Genomic DNA, 15,086 nt, shown 5'->3' with positions numbered 1-15,086 from the left:
GTGATCAATCGTCGCCGATAGGTCCCGTCTCTGGTTATGCCCTGGAGCAATAACTGATATCATCCCTTTTGTACGGAGGGGCGGGGAAACTGTTTTTTCCTTGACAACTGTCAACCATATCAGGGTCCGTACGTGGAAATATTGCCGAATAGTGTTGAGGGATGAACATTAGCACGCTGGCTTTTCAGACCCGCCTTGACAAACTGCCCATTCACGTAGAGCTTGGGTTGTTTATTCTGATAAACCACGGCAACATGGTTCCATCCGGATAACGTCGTATTATGAACAAGGAGTGACGGTAAATAACTGCTCCCATGCTCAAAAACGCTGATCCCGTTGTTTCCTATTGAAACTCCGGCCCCTGAATCGGTATTCCCTCCGTTTTGAGGAGCAACAGCGTACCGCTGTCCACTTATCCCTGGAGTACCGGAATTGCTTTCCGAAGTGACGTTGCGGCTGGCAGCAGGATTAGCCCAGAATACAATGGTAAAGGTGTTCGACACGTTCGACACAATTCCGGATCCTGCGCTCACGTAATCATTCAATCCATCAAAGCTACCCGCCTGACTTCCCACCCGAGCAGTAGTGCTGAATGTCGCCCCGCTATAGGGTGTCCCATTGATACCGTTCCCCGATGTATCCGTCCAGTCCCCGTCCATATGCCAAAGACCGATAAGGGATGGATCAATGACCGTAAATGTCACTTCAGCATAACCGGTGTTATTTGCCGCATCGGTTGACTCGACCCGAACAGTATGTGAGCCAAAAGTTAGGACATCTAGGTTGTCGCCGGAGACTTTGGTGGCCGCAACACCGTCCACCTTCACTACAATCGTCCCGTCGCTCACGGTATACGTCAGGGTCGGCGTCGTATTACTCGTATTCCCCACGGCCGGAGATGTTATCGTAACCACAGGCGAGGTAGTATCGAGGGTTATGGTACTGCTGCACGGCAAAATCATCCAGTTGTCAGCATTGTCCTTGAAATTTGCAAAGACCGTCTTTGTCCCATCGCCCGTAGTCAATGTCCAGTTTTTCGACGTTGCGTAAGGTTCAGGCGTCGACCATGTCGAACCGTCATTGCTGAACTGCATCTCAGTCACGCTGCCGTCGCTGTCTGTTGCGCTGAGTGTCAGGGTCACAGCCGTTGTATTCGTAAATACTGCTCCGTTGTTGATCACGATCGAGCCTGTGGGTGGTGTTGATACGGGGCACCCTGACACAGGATCACACTCACCAACCGGACAGACTATGGGGGCTCCGCCGCAGACCCCGCCCGAACAAGCATCGTTTTCGGTGCAGGCGCTGCCATCATTACAGGCTGTTCCATCGGCAATTGGCGTTCCCGTGCAGACCTTGTTCGCGCACACATCGCCTGTGGTGCAGACGTTGCTATCGTTGCAGAGCAAGGTATTGACTCCATATACGCAACAACCGGGAAGGACTGGAACACGCGAATCGGTGGTGCAGACATTCCCGTCATCGCAGTTCTTGAGCGGCCCGGGCTGGCAGACGCCGTTCAAACACACATCGCCCACGGTGCAGGTGTTGTTATCACTGCACGACAGCGTGTTGTTTGTAAACATGCATCCTGTCGCCGTGTTGCAAGTATCGGTGGTGCAGACATTGTTGTCGTTGCAGGTCCTAGGCGTGCTGACGCACACCTGATTGACACATGAGTCGATGGTACAGGCATTGCCGTCAGTACAGGGGGAGCCATCCGGTTTTCCTGTGCAGATACAATCCGGCACCGGGGTATACACACAACTGCCCGAGGCCGGATCACAGGAATTGGTGGTGCACGAGTCATAGTCTTCGCAGGTCTTGGACGTGCCCGCGCAGACAAAGTTTGCACACTTGTCGCTTGAGGTGCAGGCGTTGTTGTCGTTGCAGGACTTGGTATTGGAAACGTGCACGCAGCAAGCGGCAATAATGGGCAACATCTTATCATCCGTGCAGATATTTCCGTCGTCGCAGTTTCTGACCACCCCGGACCTGCAGGCGCCGTTCAAACAATAATCGCCGTCGGTGCAGCTGTTCTTATCACTGCACGGCAGCGTGTTGTTGATGGTGAACACGCATCCATTCAACGTGTCGCAGGTGTCGGTGGTGCAGACGTTGTTGTCGTTGCAGGTCATGGCCGTGCCGACGCAGGCTCCATTCAAACACGCGTCGCCCACGGTACAGGCATTGTCATCGGTACAGGCACTCCCATTCGATTGTCCATCGCACATAGGACATGTCTGAACCCGCACACAATTGCCCGAGACCGTATCGCAGGAATCGATCGTGCAGGTATTGTTGTCATCGCAGTTCTTTTGCGTCCCCGCGCAGACCGCGTTTTTACACTTATCGCCTGTGGTGCAGGCGTTGTTGTCGTCGCAGGACAGGGTATTGGGGTTGTGCACGCAGCCATTCGGAATAATGGGAACACATGAATCGGTTGTACAGATATTTCCGTCATCACAGTTCTTGGTAGTGAAGACACACCCGGTCGCCGTATTGCACGCGTCGACCGTGCAGTTATTGTTGTCATTGCAGACAATGGCCGTGTGGCCGCAAACGCCCGTTCCCTCGTCGCAGGTGTCCGTGGTGCAAGCATCGTCGTCGTTACACCGTATGGCGTCGTCGTCGCAGTTACCTGCAGCAGTAACCGTTGATGACGCAAATGAGATAAGAAGGCCAGTAAAGAGAATCGCGAGAAGGGCCTTGGATATGTAATAATTGCTATTTCTCATTATAATGTTTGTTCTCATCTGACAATCATCCCCTGAATTAATTGACATAAATTGCCATTGATTGCTGAAAGAATACCAATGTTATTAGATTGACCGCTTCGGACCAATGGGCTGACATAGCTGCCCCAAGTGTTGCACTTCGTGATAGAACTGGCGAATATTTTTTAAATAATAGCTGCTTTTTTGCGTTTTTTAAAGAGTTGCAATATTAATACCTTATGGTAATACCATATTTATCAAACACATTGTTTCAATCGTAATAACTTTGTTTGTTATTTCGACAGTCATATAAATATGCCCATAACTTATAAATATCAATGGACTATTCAAATAACTATACGAATATTGTATTATCAATATTGATTTTAGGATTTTTTACTGTAAATAATACCGACAAGTATTTTGGGTAAACTTGATGATGTATCGAAGAGGATTCTGATAAGAATAAAAATCTAATGACATCAGCCCAAACAAGGTTCTTCATCGAGCTTATTAGATAAATTGAGTCATGTCATAATCGTCTTTGCTGTAAGGAGCTTTATTAATCCCAAGACAATGTACCGATCCATCATGGCTTGCTTGCCCGGGCATGAACGATTTTTTAAACAGGGACCACCCCTCATCAGTAAATCGAAAAAAGAAACAGCGCCCCCCGGTTTCCCCCCCTACCAGGTTACCCCCTGGCTTATCAGAGAGTTCTGAGCACCTTTATGACCCAAACGTGCCGCTCTCTTGAGATCCTCAATCGCACGTTCCTTGTTACCGATGGCCATAGAGGCATTCCCCCGGTTGGCATAAGCCCCTGCATTTTGAGGATTGCCCTCAATGGCTCTATCAAAATCCTCAATCGCCTGCATGTAATTTCCCAGGGAGGCATGGGCGGAACCCCGGTTCAAATAGGCGCTCGCGTCCCTGGGATTGATCTCAATAAACTTGTTATAATCCTCAATTGCTTGTCGCTGGTTGCCAAGTTTGAAAAAGGCATTCCCCCGGTTATAATAAACCTCTGCATAGCGAGGGTTGACCTTGAGGGCTTTGCTGTAATCCTCTATCGCCCGCCCATTGTCGCCAAGGTCCGCATAGGCATTTCCCCGGTTGGCGTAAGCCCCTGCATAATCAGGATATACCTCGATGGCTTTATCATAATCCTTAATCGCCTGTCTTTGATCTCCAAGGCTGTAATAGACATTCCCCCGATTATAATATGCTTCTCCATATTGAGGATTGACCTCGATGGCTTTTCCATAATCCTCGATCGCCTGTCTTTGGTTGCCAAGGCCGTAAAAGGCATTCGCCCGGTTATTATAGGTCTCCGCATGTCTCGGATCGACCTCGATGGCTTTGTTATAATCCTCAATTGCCTGCCGCCTGTTGCCAAGGTCCGCATAGGCAAGCCCCCGGTTAATATAAGCCTCGGCATATTTTGGATCAACTTCGATGGCTTTATCAAAATCTTCAATCGCCTGCTTATAGTTGCCAAGATTGTAATAGGCATTCCCCCGGTTATTATAGGCGGACAAATTGTGATCGGTAACTTTCAGGGTGTGATCAAACAAGGTGATACTGTTATGCCAGTATCCGACCTGTGTCCCGGTAAGAATGAAAAGAGATGATAGTATCAATGCAGACGACGCGAAAAGCGCCTCTTTACGATGGCGCCATGTGCCCAAGAGTTGCGGGATACCCCATGCCGCCATGATGAACAACCCGATCAAGGGAATATAGGTGTACCGGTCCGCCCTGGACTGTAAACCCACTTGTATGATCCCGATGACCGGTACCAGTGTGCCTGCGTACCACAGCCATCCCACGGCCAAATACTGAAATTTCTTTGCCGTCCGGATAACCAGTAAGGTCACCGCGGTAAAGAGTGCAATAGACGCCCAGATCTGCCAGGCCGGCCGCGAGCCCGGATAAGGATAAAAAACGGCAAGATCATTCGGCCAGAACATATTTGCGATGTAAGTGATATACGAAACGAAGGCGTTCGCGATGCGAATAGTAAGGGGAAACTCTTCAATGGATGCCACCGTCCCCCCCTTTTGCTGGGCGATGTAGGTTACGATACTTGAGAGTATTGCCAGGCCCAAAAGGGGGATTTTCTCCAAAAGCAGAGGACGAATCAATGTCCATTGATATGGTGAATTTGCAGGCTTTTCCTCTTTCACCTCTTCCTTGACAGCAGTCTGCTTTATCGATTTTCCTTTTGGCTTATCAGAACCACCAGCTTTGTTTGCTTTTGTCTGGATTTCCCGAACCGATATGTTTTGCTGGAAGCGTTGAAGCGGCCAATAGTCCAGCAGGAGGAGGACGAATGGCAGCGTTACCAGCATGGGTTTCGCCATCAAGCCTAAAACGAATGCGAAAACAACAAGCAGATAGCTCCGAAGACGCGGACGCTCAACATACCGGACATACGCCGCCATAGTGAGCATCCAGAAGAAGGTGGAGAGGACATCCTTTCGCTCGGCCACCCAGGCGACAGACTCCACATGAAGAGGATGTAAAGCAAACAGAGCGGAAACAAACGCACTCTGCCAGAGTGATTTCGTCATGCGGTGAAGAACAAAAAAGAGCAATAGCATGTTTGCAAGGTGGAATAAAAGGTTCGTTCCATGATGCCACCCCGGATTTAAGCCGAAGAGCTGAACATCCGTCATGTGGGATATCCAGGTAAGGGGATGCCAGTTCGCGAAATGAATGGTCGTGAATGCCCAACGGATCCCCTCTAAGGTAACGCCATTCTGAACATGAGGGTTTTTTGTTACGTAGTAGGGATCGTCATAATTGGTGAAATCGCAATGAATGACCTGCCAGAATGCCATGAGGGTGGCAACCGTGAGGAAAATATAAATCATCAGGAGCTGCTTGTTCTTCAACACGACAATCCCCCCTCATTCTTATCCCCAGGGCAAGGTGAAACACGTTCGCGGCAGCACTTATCGAAGAGGAAACGACTTGCAGCTATTCGTAAACACCGGCCTCTACATAATACAGGGCGCCGTTCTTTATTGCGAAGAAGCCGGTCATATCCTTGTAATCACGCGGATTGAAGCCTGAATCGGCACAGCAGAGAAAATGCGGGATTTCATCGTAATCAAGCGGAAGGACTACTCCGGCGTATGAAATGCCGCCGAATTTTGTACTCGAACGGAAGAAATAAAACGGCTTGTCTTTGATGTATCCGTAGTTGAACATTTCCTGATAATTATATTGTGCAGTAAGGTTTGCGCCATCCATCATGACGCTGCCGCTGTATACCGTGCATTGTTTATCAGACGCGTCTTTTTGTTTGTACTCAAGAATCCAATGGCCGTTATATGCGTAGAGCTGCTGTATCTCTCGATAAGAAGTACCCTCTATTGTTTCAAATGAATAGAGAGGTCGGTCCCCCAATTGAATTTCGAGGGTCAGGAGAGGGACCCCGAGGTCCTTTCGTATATTTTTTGCGGTAGTAGGAGTTACGCGTCCCACGCCGAGCGTTTTATTGTCCAACTGGTCCTGCTGGAAGTTTGGGGCGATTGCTCTCCGTTCCTTTCTCTTCTTCAGGATTTCGGCAGGCAGACAATCAGCAAGATCGGTGCATTTGTTCTTTCTCGGCAAATCATGAATGTTTTTTGCGGGAAGCTTATACTCTTCAATGATCAGCGGGTTGCTCGTAATTTTTTTGATATATTTCTTATGTAGATAGGCGACAACGTTCGCCGAAGAGCGTTCTTTCCCCTCGCGTATTCCGCTACTCCTGTCAATTGCAACGATATCCATCGTCGTGCCGATCTTGCTGTTCTTTGAGTCGTACAGGATTGCCTTATTATTGATCCTGTCCTTACCGATCACGTCGGTCTTCGATAGAAAAACTTCCACGCTCACAATATACCAGTCATCTTTTACTGCAATGCAATCAACATCCGCATCATTAAGCAATGACACGATGATCTTGCCATCCGGTTTGTCCCGTAAATCCGCGGGACCCGTTACCCGTTCAGCATGCACGGTGGATTGAAAGCATAGTAACAGCACAAGAAACAACAAGTATTTATTCATGATCTTGCCCTCCTGAGTTGTACGCTTCTCAAATATAGTGCACGATTGTATCGCGGTTACGTGATGCTATATCAGCTCGTCAGCATCCTGAGTACTTCGAGATACTTTTCGCTCGTTTTTTGCACGACGTCATCGGGAAGCACGGGCGCGGGGGGCTTTTGGTTCCAGTTAAGAGAAAGAAGATAATCCCGGACGAACTGCTTGTCGAAGCTTTTCTGTACGACCCCTTCCCGGTAATCATTCTTCGGCCAGAAACGGGACGAGTCCGGGGTGAGCACTTCATCGATCAGGATCACGTCTCCGTTGAACATGCCGAATTCAAGCTTCGTATCCGCAATGATGATCCCTTTAGGTTCAGCAAGTTCGCATGCTCTCCGGTAAATGGCGAGCGTATATTTCCTTATTTTATCCGCTGTGTTAGCCCCAATACGCTTAACAACATCTTTAAAGTCTATGTTCTCGTCATGCTCCCCTATCTCGGCCTTCGTGGACGGTGTGAATATCGGTTCAGGTAGTCGGGATGCCTCGGACAGACCGGGTGGCAGTTTGATGCCGCTCACTGAGCCGGAAGTCTTATACTCCTTAAGCCCGGAGCCGGACAGATAACCGCGAACGATGCACTCAACCGGCAGCGGTTGCGACTTCTTCACAAGCATGCTCCGACCTTCTAGGACCGCAGCATGTTTTCTGCACTCAGCAGGATAGTCTTTGACATCCGTGGAAATGAGGTGGTTCATGACGATATCCGAGGTCTTGGAGAACCAGTACCTTGATATCTGCGTGAGCACCCTGCCCTTCTCCGGGACCGCGTTCGGGAGCACCACATCGAACGCGGATATCCTGTCCGTTGCGACAATGAGCAGGGTCTCGCCGAGATCGTAGATATCGCGCACTTTGCCGCGCTTTGGCGGCTTGAGACCTGCAAGATCAGTCTCGAGAATCAACGGCGTCTTCATTATCTTCACCCTCCTTCTGATCAGGCGCGTATTTAAGGACCCGGATGCGGGAGATCCGGTTCTTTCGCAAGCGGAGCACGGTGAACATCAGGTTCTGATACCGGACCTGGTCGCCTTCGGCCGGCAGCCGTCCAAAGATGCCAAGAACAAAACCGCCGATGGTCTCGAATTCGTCCTCAGGCAGGTTCACGTTCAGCCGTTCATTCACCTTTTCAATATTCGTTTTTCCATCGACAAGATACCGGTTCGCGGCTATTTCGTCGATCTCGCGAAGCACTTTATCCTGTTCGTCCTGGATATCGCCGACGATCTCCTCGATAAGGTCCTCCATAGTGACCAGACCGTCGGTGCCGCCGTACTCGTCTCCGACGAGTGCGAGGTGGATGCGTTTTTCCCGCATCTCCTTGAGCAGCACGCTTACATTCTTGTTCGGCGGCACGATATACGGCTTGCGAATCACCTGGTCAAGTTTGAACGGACGATTTTCCATGTGGAGCGCAAGAATGTCTTTGAGATAGACAACGCCGATCACATTGTCGATGGTCTCTGAGTAAACGGGCAGCCGGGAGAACCCCTTCTCATTCATGGTCCGAAGGATGGCATCAACATCGCTCTCCGCCTCAAGCGCCACGATCTCGGTCCGGGGTACCATCACTTCCTTTACCACGGTGTCGGTAAAGCGGAACACACTGTGGATGAGGTCCTCTTCCGATGGTTCGAACACTCCGCTCTTTCGTCCTTCCCGGATGAGATATTTGACCTCATCTTCAGATACCAGGGATGGTTCATGATGGTCGGAGGCAACAAATAATCCGAGCACAAAATTGTTGGAAACCGTAAGAATGCGAAGAATCCAGCGAATAAGCCTGGAAAGAATATCAATGGGAGTTGCAGTAATAAACGCTATCTTTTCGGAATAACGGATTGCCAGTGATTTGGGGACCAGTTCGCCGAACACCAGCGTCAAATAGGTGATTATACCTACGACGAGAAAGACTGCCATCGGTTCCGCTGTCTTGCTGATGAATTCCACGGGCAGGGAGGCTATAAAAGGTTTGATTCGCTCGATGGCAATGACCCCGCCAAAGGTCGCCGCCAGGGTCCCGATGAGAGTGACTCCGATCTGAATGGTGGCGAGAAAGCGCTCCGGTTCCTCCTGAAGTTTCTGGATTTTCCTTGCTTTCGGATTGCCGCTTTTTACAAGATGCCGCACACGGCTTTTGCGCAAAGATATCAGGGATATTTCAGATGCCGAAAAATATCCATTCAGAAGGATCAGAAGTATGATTATCAGAATTTCAAGGAAAAGCATAATTTTATGAACAGTTCAATGGCCAAACGGCCAATAACAAATAATACAAACGAAAAAACAGTTTTTACCTTTCAACAAGCCCCCTCACCCTACCCTCTCCCCGCTGGGGAGAGGACAAAGGTGAGGGGCAAGATTGTTTCAATATTTGTATATTGGTCTATGTAATTTATTTGAGATTTGTTATTTGTGATTTGGAACTTATCAGAATCCATATTCCTTCCAGCGGTTCTCGACAAGCGCCTGTATCGCCGGTGACATTTTGATCTCATCGGGCCATGAGCGGCTGAATCCTTCGCCGGGTCCTTTTCGCGTGGCATCGATGCCCATCTTGCCGCCGAACCCGATCTGAGGACACGAGTGATCAAGAATATCAAGCGGCCCGTCGGTGATGATGACGTCGCGCTGCGGGTCGACATGGTTCATGACCTTCCAGGTGACTTCGGAGTAATCGTGGATATTGACGTCCTCGTCGCAGACAATGACGAATTTGGAGAGCATGAGCATACCCGTACCCCAGATCGTGTTGATCACCTTCTTGCCGTGGCCGGGATAGCGTTTTTTGATCCTGACGATTACGTTGTTATGGAACACGCCTTCAACGGGCATGTCCATGTCGAGTATGTCGGGCGCGACCATCTGGAGAAGCGGGAGAAATATCCGTTCCGTGGCCTTGCCGAGATAGGCGTCTTCCTGCGGCGGGCGGCCGACCAGCGTGGCCGGATAGATCGCGTCCTTACGGTGAGTGATGGCGGTAATATGGAATACCGGGTACTCATCCGCCTCGGAGTAGTAGCCCGTATGGTCGCCGAAGGGTCCTTCCACCCGGCGCTCATGCGGGTCGACAAATCCTTCAAGCACGAACTCAGCCTCTGCCGGCACCCGAACGTCGACGGTCTTGCACTGGACGACCTCCAGCGGCTTCTTTCTGAGAAAACCCGCGAAGATAAACTCGCCGATGGCCGGAGGGAGCGGCGCGGTGGCGGAATAGATGATAGCAGGATCGCCGCCGATGGCAACCGCCACTTCCATGCGCCTGCCGAGGGCCTCGTACTGCTGATACTGCCGGGCGCCGTCCTTGTGTTTGTGCCAGTGCATGCCCGTGGTCTGATGATCAAAGACCTGCATGCGGTACATGCCGACGTTCGTGATCTTCGTCAGGGGATCGATCGAGCAGACCATGGGGAGCGTGATAAAACGTCCTCCATCGGCCGGCCAGCACTGAAGCACGGGGATTTTGGAAAGGTCCACGTGGTCTCCCGTCAGAACAACCTCCTGACAGGGGGCTTTTTTTACGGTTTTTGGGAAAAATTTGGCGAGTTCGGCAAGCTTCGGCAGTACTCCCAGCTTGTCCATGATTCCGGCGCCCGGACCCGGGAACAGGTTTGTGGGATCGACAAACTCCTTGATCCGCTGGCCGATCTCATCCAGACTTTCGACCTCGAGAGCAAGACACATCCGTTTCATTGAGCCGAATGCGTTGGTCAGTACCGGGAAGGCGGAACCTTTGACCCGCTCGAAAAGGAGCGCTTTATTTGCCGCACCCTTTTCTTTTGATACCCGGTCGGTAATTTCCGCGATCTCAAGCTGGGCGTCCACTTCAGCCTTGATCCTGACCAGTTCGTTGTTTTTTTCGAGGACCGCGATAAAATCTCTTAATGTATCGTATGCCATGGGAATTGGATTCTATCGGAATCACTGGAGATTTGCAATAAAAAACTCCGCGAACTCTTACGAGTTTCCGTACTTTTGCAGCCGGTGCCGGAAGGAGCGGAAGGTCAGTCCGAGCAGTTTTGCCGCATCGGTCTTTACCCCCCCTGTTTTTTCGAGCGCTTTGCGGAGAAACGTTTTTTCGGCGTTTTCCAGCAGGGCCTCAAGGTCCATTCCCGCCTCGGGAATATCGAACGTGACCAGGTCGGCAGAGCCAGAGGGAATTTTCACGGAATCCGGAACCTGATCGAGACGAATAACATCTTCCGGCGTCATGATCATCATTCGCTCTATGGTGTTCTCAAGTTCCCGAACATTTCCCGGCCAATGATATGCCATCAGCGCTTTCATGGCTTCAGCATCGATCATTTTGATCCGCGCCAGTTCAACCTCCTTGCGGACGACTTTCTTGAGAAAATATTCCGCAAGAAGCGGGATATCTTCCTTCCGTTCCCTGAGCGGAGGCAGATGGATGGGGATCACGTTCAAACGATAGTAGAGGTCTTCCCGGAACAAACCCTTGGCAATTTCTGCCAGCAGGTCCCTGTTGCTTGCGGCGATGATATGCACATCCACCTTGATCACTGCGGTACCGCCCACCCGGATGAACTCCCGTTCCTGGAGCACCCGCAGGAGTTTTATCTGGAGCGCCGGCGTTGTGGCGCTGATCTCATCAAGAAAAAGGGTCCCGTTGTGAGCCGCTTCGAAAAGCCCCTGTTTGTTCGATGACGCACCGGTGAAGGCGCCCTTCATGTATCCGAACAATTCGCTTTCAAGAAGGGTCTCGGGCAATGCCCCGCAGTTTACCGTCACGAACGGTCCGTTTTTCCTTGGGCTGTTGAAATGGACGGCTCTTGCCACGAGCTCTTTGCCGGTCCCGCTCTCACCGGTTATCAACACCGTGCTCTTTGTGTCCGAGACCTGTCGGATAAGGGAAAAAACCTTTTGCATCGGCTCGCTTTTCCCGATAAAATTGGCGAATCCCGCCTTCGACTCGATCTCACGCTTGAGAAGGATGTTCTCTTTTCTCAGAGAACGCTTCTCGAGGGAATTGTAAACGATCAACTTCAGTTCATCGACCTTGAAGGGTTTGATGATGTAGTCATATGCCCCGATCTTCATGGCCTCGACCGCGGCCTCGGTGGTTGCAAAGGCGGTGATCATGATCACGACGGTCTCGGGTGAGATCTCTTTGACCGTTTTGAGCACTTCCATGCCATCGGCTCCGGGCATCTTCACATCGGTGATCACCAGGTCGAAGATCTCCGCCTGGACCGCCCGGAGCGCGTCGGCGCCGTTCATTGCCGTCACGACTTCGTGACCTTCCTTGGTGAGCAGGATTGCGAGAAAATCCCGCATGCTCTGTTCATCATCAACAACGAGTATTTTGCTCATATCAATTCCGCCTTTTCCGCGCCTGCTCCGTATTGTTCTTAAGCGTCGTGTAAACCGGCTCCTCAATGATTGGGAGCCTGATGATGAATTGGGTCCCTTTGCCCGGCACGCTTTCCACCGTGATCGTGCCGCGATGGTCCTGGATGATCCGGTAGACGATCGCCAGCCCCAGACCGGTGCCCCCGGTCTTTGTCGTAAAAAAAGGATTGAATATCCTGTCCCGATCGTCGCGCGCGATTCCTTCGCCCGTATCCGCTATAATGATCTCACACCAATCCATGTCATCATGTACTCCGGAAAACGGCCTCGCGGTGATTATTATCTCGCCGCCCTGCGGCATCGCCTGGCAGGCGTTAATAAGCAGGTTCCAGAAGACCTGGCGAATCCGCTGGGGGTCCCCTTGTATTACGACGTGCGGATCCACCTGATGAGTGATGCGGATGTTGCCCGTAAAATCCCTGCTGTTCTTCAACAGCATGATCGTTTCATCAAGCACGGGTGAAAGCTCAATGGTTTCATTCTGAGCGTTCTTGAGACGGGCATATTCCAGAAATTCCATGATGATCGTGTTGAGCCGGTCTGTCTCGCGAACAACGATATCCATAAGTTGTTTGTTGTCGCCTTTGAGGTCGAGTTCGCCCTGAAGCACCTGGATGGAACCGCTGAGCGACGCGAGCGGGTTCCGGATCTCATGGGCGATGCCCGCGGCGAGGCTCCCGACGGTCGCCAGCCGCTCCTTCATGCGTACCTGGTCCTCCATCTCGACCATCTTGGTTATGTCCTGGAAGATAAGGATGATCCCGCGAACGGCGTTGGTATCGTCCTTCAGCAGAGAGGCAGTCATCCCGAGCAGTGCAATACTGCCGTCTTTTTTCATGATCTGCCCATTGAAATGAAATGGGCTCGCTTTCAGCGAGTCAGTATGGCCGAAGATCCCTTTGATGCTGTCCCCGAACACCTGCTGCCAGCGGCTTTTGATCTCATCATAACGGTACCCCGTGATCTCTTCAGCCGCGGGATTCCATGACGCGATGTTGCCCTGCAGGTCCATGGTGACGATACCGCTTCCCACGCTCCGAAGGATATGCTCCTGCAGGACACGGAGATCTTCCAGGTCAATGCTCTTTTCCCGGAGTTCCTTGCGAGTTTTTCTGAGACGCTCGGAAAGGTAGCCGCTCAATAACCCCACGATGTAGAACGAGAGGATATTGATGAACACCTGAAAAAGCACCTGGACTGCTGTGAAGTTCTGGCTCCTGACGAAACCGGGAACGTTATAAAACTGCATATCCAGCATTGCGCCGTACAGAATGCTCGAAAGAGAAGCCGACAGATAACCACCCCGACGGTACAGAATAATACTTGAAGAGATGATCGTCAGATGGTAGAGGAGCGAAAAACCGCTGTCGATGCCTCCGGTAAGATGGGTGAGAGCGGTAACGAGAAGAATATCGACCGACGTCTGAAGATAGGCGAGGAGGGAAAAACGCTTTGTCGTTTTAAGAAGGTACCAGTAAACAACGGTGAGGCAATAGACGGAGAGCAAAAAATAGTATACGTACGCGGTATTAAACGGGTAAATAGCATAGTGCCGTTGAAAAAAAATAAGTGTCCCGACCAGAAAGGTCGCGAGCACTACCCTGCTCCAGATAAGCCACTTTATGCGTATCGTGTATTCTTCTTTTGAATACTCTTGTGTCACGTGAGGTATTAACCCGCAGCCGCGCCCATCTGGAATATCGGCATGTACATGGCGACGATCACGAAACCGACCGTGATGCCCAGAAAGATCATCAGCATGGGCTCAAGCAGGGAGGTGAGCGCCGCCACCGCGGAATCCACCTCATCATCGTAGAAGTCAGCGATCTTGTTCAGCATGTTGTCGAGCGCGCCCGTCGCCTCACCGACCGAGATCATCGAGACGACCATTGAGGGGAAGACCTTTGCCCTTCCCAGGGGCTCAGCAAGCGTTTTTCCTTCGCTCACGCTCTGCCGGGTGGCGAGGATCGCTTCTTCCACAACCTTGTTGCCCGCGGTCCTCGAAACGATCAACAACCCTTCAAGGATGGGGACCCCGCTGGTAAGCAGCGTACCGAGGGTGCGCGTAAACTTGGCAACCGCAACCCGCTGGATCAGTGAACCCGCAACGGGTACTTTTAAGGCAAAGGCATCCGTCAATCTCCGGCCATTTTCGGTTTTTCTGAATTGTTTGAGACCGATAAAGAAAGCGACCAGGCTGACGAGAAGGACCAGCCCGCCCCAGCCTTTCAAGAAATTGCTGACCGCCATCACAACGCGGGTGGGGAAAGGCAGCTGCATTTTTGCTTCGACAAATATGTTGGCCAGCATGGGGACGACGACAACCAGCAGCAGGGAAACCACGGCAACCGCCACGAACAGGATGACCGAGGGATAGATCATCGCCGATTTGATCTGGCCCTTGATCTTCGCGAACTTTTCCATAAAAGCTGCGAGCCGGCCGAGAATGGTGTCCAAAATACCGCCCGCCTCTCCGGCGGCAACCATATTGCAATAGAGATTGTCAAAGATCTTGGGGTGTTTCTTGAGCGCATCGGCGAAGGTCGCCCCGCTCTCCACATCGGACCTGACCTGGTTTACCGTCTTTGCAAGCGTTTTGTTTTCCGTCTGGTTGCCGAGGATATCAAGACACTGCACGAGCGGCAATCCCGCATCGATCATGGTCGCCAACTGACGGGTAAAGATCACGATATCCTTATCTTTAACTTTTGGAGCGCCGAAACTCAACTTGAGCTCTTTCGGCTTGGCGGTTACATTGATCGGCTGAATATTCTGCTTTCGAAGAAGCGCGAGAACGTCTTCCTTGCTGTTTGCGGAAATTTCGCCCTTTTGGACAGATCCCTGCCGGGTTTTGCCTTCCCAAGTAAATACGCTTGTTGCCATTTTTCACCTCGA

The 15,086-nt window shown here is 51.2% G+C and carries 9 protein-coding genes; all 9 read right to left on the bottom strand.

Annotated features, from left to right (window positions below; genetic code table 11):
• Positions 1-119: 119 nt before the first annotated feature.
• Positions 120-2,738, bottom strand: a complete 2,619-nt coding sequence (locus M0R70_01630; protein MCK9418061.1) for a hypothetical protein — start codon at positions 2,736-2,738, stop codon at positions 120-122.
• A 665-nt stretch (positions 2,739-3,403) separates the two neighbouring features.
• Positions 3,404-5,620: a tetratricopeptide repeat protein gene (locus M0R70_01625; protein ID MCK9418060.1), complete on the bottom strand. Its 2,217-nt coding sequence runs from the start codon at positions 5,618-5,620 to the stop codon at positions 3,404-3,406.
• 82 nt (positions 5,621-5,702) lie between these two features.
• Entirely contained in the window at positions 5,703-6,782 is a 1,080-nt protein-coding gene (locus tag M0R70_01620) for a hypothetical protein (protein ID MCK9418059.1), read from the bottom strand.
• A gap of 71 nt (positions 6,783-6,853) precedes the next feature.
• The gene (locus tag M0R70_01615) at positions 6,854-7,738 is read right to left on the bottom strand and encodes a phosphoribosylaminoimidazolesuccinocarboxamide synthase (GenBank protein ID MCK9418058.1); all 885 of its coding nucleotides are present in this window, start codon (positions 7,736-7,738) and stop codon (positions 6,854-6,856) included.
• Positions 7,710-9,050 carry a hemolysin family protein gene (locus M0R70_01610; GenBank protein ID MCK9418057.1) on the bottom strand — a complete coding sequence of 447 codons (1,341 nt, stop codon included), beginning with the start codon at positions 9,048-9,050 and terminating at the stop codon, positions 7,710-7,712. The genes M0R70_01615 and M0R70_01610 overlap by 29 nt, the downstream gene beginning before the upstream one ends.
• A 201-nt stretch (positions 9,051-9,251) precedes the next feature.
• Positions 9,252-10,721, bottom strand: coding sequence for a menaquinone biosynthesis decarboxylase (locus M0R70_01605; GenBank protein MCK9418056.1), 1,470 nt, complete (start codon positions 10,719-10,721; stop codon positions 9,252-9,254).
• Positions 10,722-10,778: 57 nt separating this feature from the next.
• Positions 10,779-12,152, bottom strand: coding sequence for a sigma-54 dependent transcriptional regulator (locus tag M0R70_01600; protein MCK9418055.1), 1,374 nt, complete (start codon positions 12,150-12,152; stop codon positions 10,779-10,781).
• A gap of 1 nt (position 12,153) precedes the next feature.
• Positions 12,154-13,854, bottom strand: a complete 1,701-nt coding sequence (locus M0R70_01595) for an ATP-binding protein (GenBank protein MCK9418054.1) — start codon at positions 13,852-13,854, stop codon at positions 12,154-12,156.
• Positions 13,855-13,862: 8 nt separating this feature from the next.
• The gene (locus tag M0R70_01590) at positions 13,863-15,074 is read right to left on the bottom strand and encodes a type II secretion system F family protein (GenBank protein ID MCK9418053.1); all 1,212 of its coding nucleotides are present in this window, start codon (positions 15,072-15,074) and stop codon (positions 13,863-13,865) included.
• Between the last annotated feature and the right edge of the window lie 12 nt (positions 15,075-15,086).

The organism is Nitrospirota bacterium, assembly GCA_023229435.1.
GTDB lineage: Bacteria > Nitrospirota > UBA9217 > UBA9217 > UBA9217 > JALNZF01.
This window is presented reverse-complemented; position numbering and strand designations above follow the sequence as displayed.

Coding starts and splice junctions, on each gene's coding strand:
- M0R70_01605 (MCK9418056.1), bottom strand. CDS start 10,721: ATGGCATACGATACATTAAGAGATTTTATCGCGGTCCTCGAAAAAAAC.
- M0R70_01630 (MCK9418061.1), bottom strand. CDS start 2,738: ATGAGAAATAGCAATTATTACATATCCAAGGCCCTTCTCGCGATTCTC.
- M0R70_01615 (MCK9418058.1), bottom strand. CDS start 7,738: ATGAAGACGCCGTTGATTCTCGAGACTGATCTTGCAGGTCTCAAGCCG.
- M0R70_01620 (MCK9418059.1), bottom strand. CDS start 6,782: ATGAATAAATACTTGTTGTTTCTTGTGCTGTTACTATGCTTTCAATCC.
- M0R70_01590 (MCK9418053.1), bottom strand. CDS start 15,074: ATGGCAACAAGCGTATTTACTTGGGAAGGCAAAACCCGGCAGGGATCT.
- M0R70_01610 (MCK9418057.1), bottom strand. CDS start 9,050: ATGCTTTTCCTTGAAATTCTGATAATCATACTTCTGATCCTTCTGAAT.
- M0R70_01600 (MCK9418055.1), bottom strand. CDS start 12,152: ATGAGCAAAATACTCGTTGTTGATGATGAACAGAGCATGCGGGATTTT.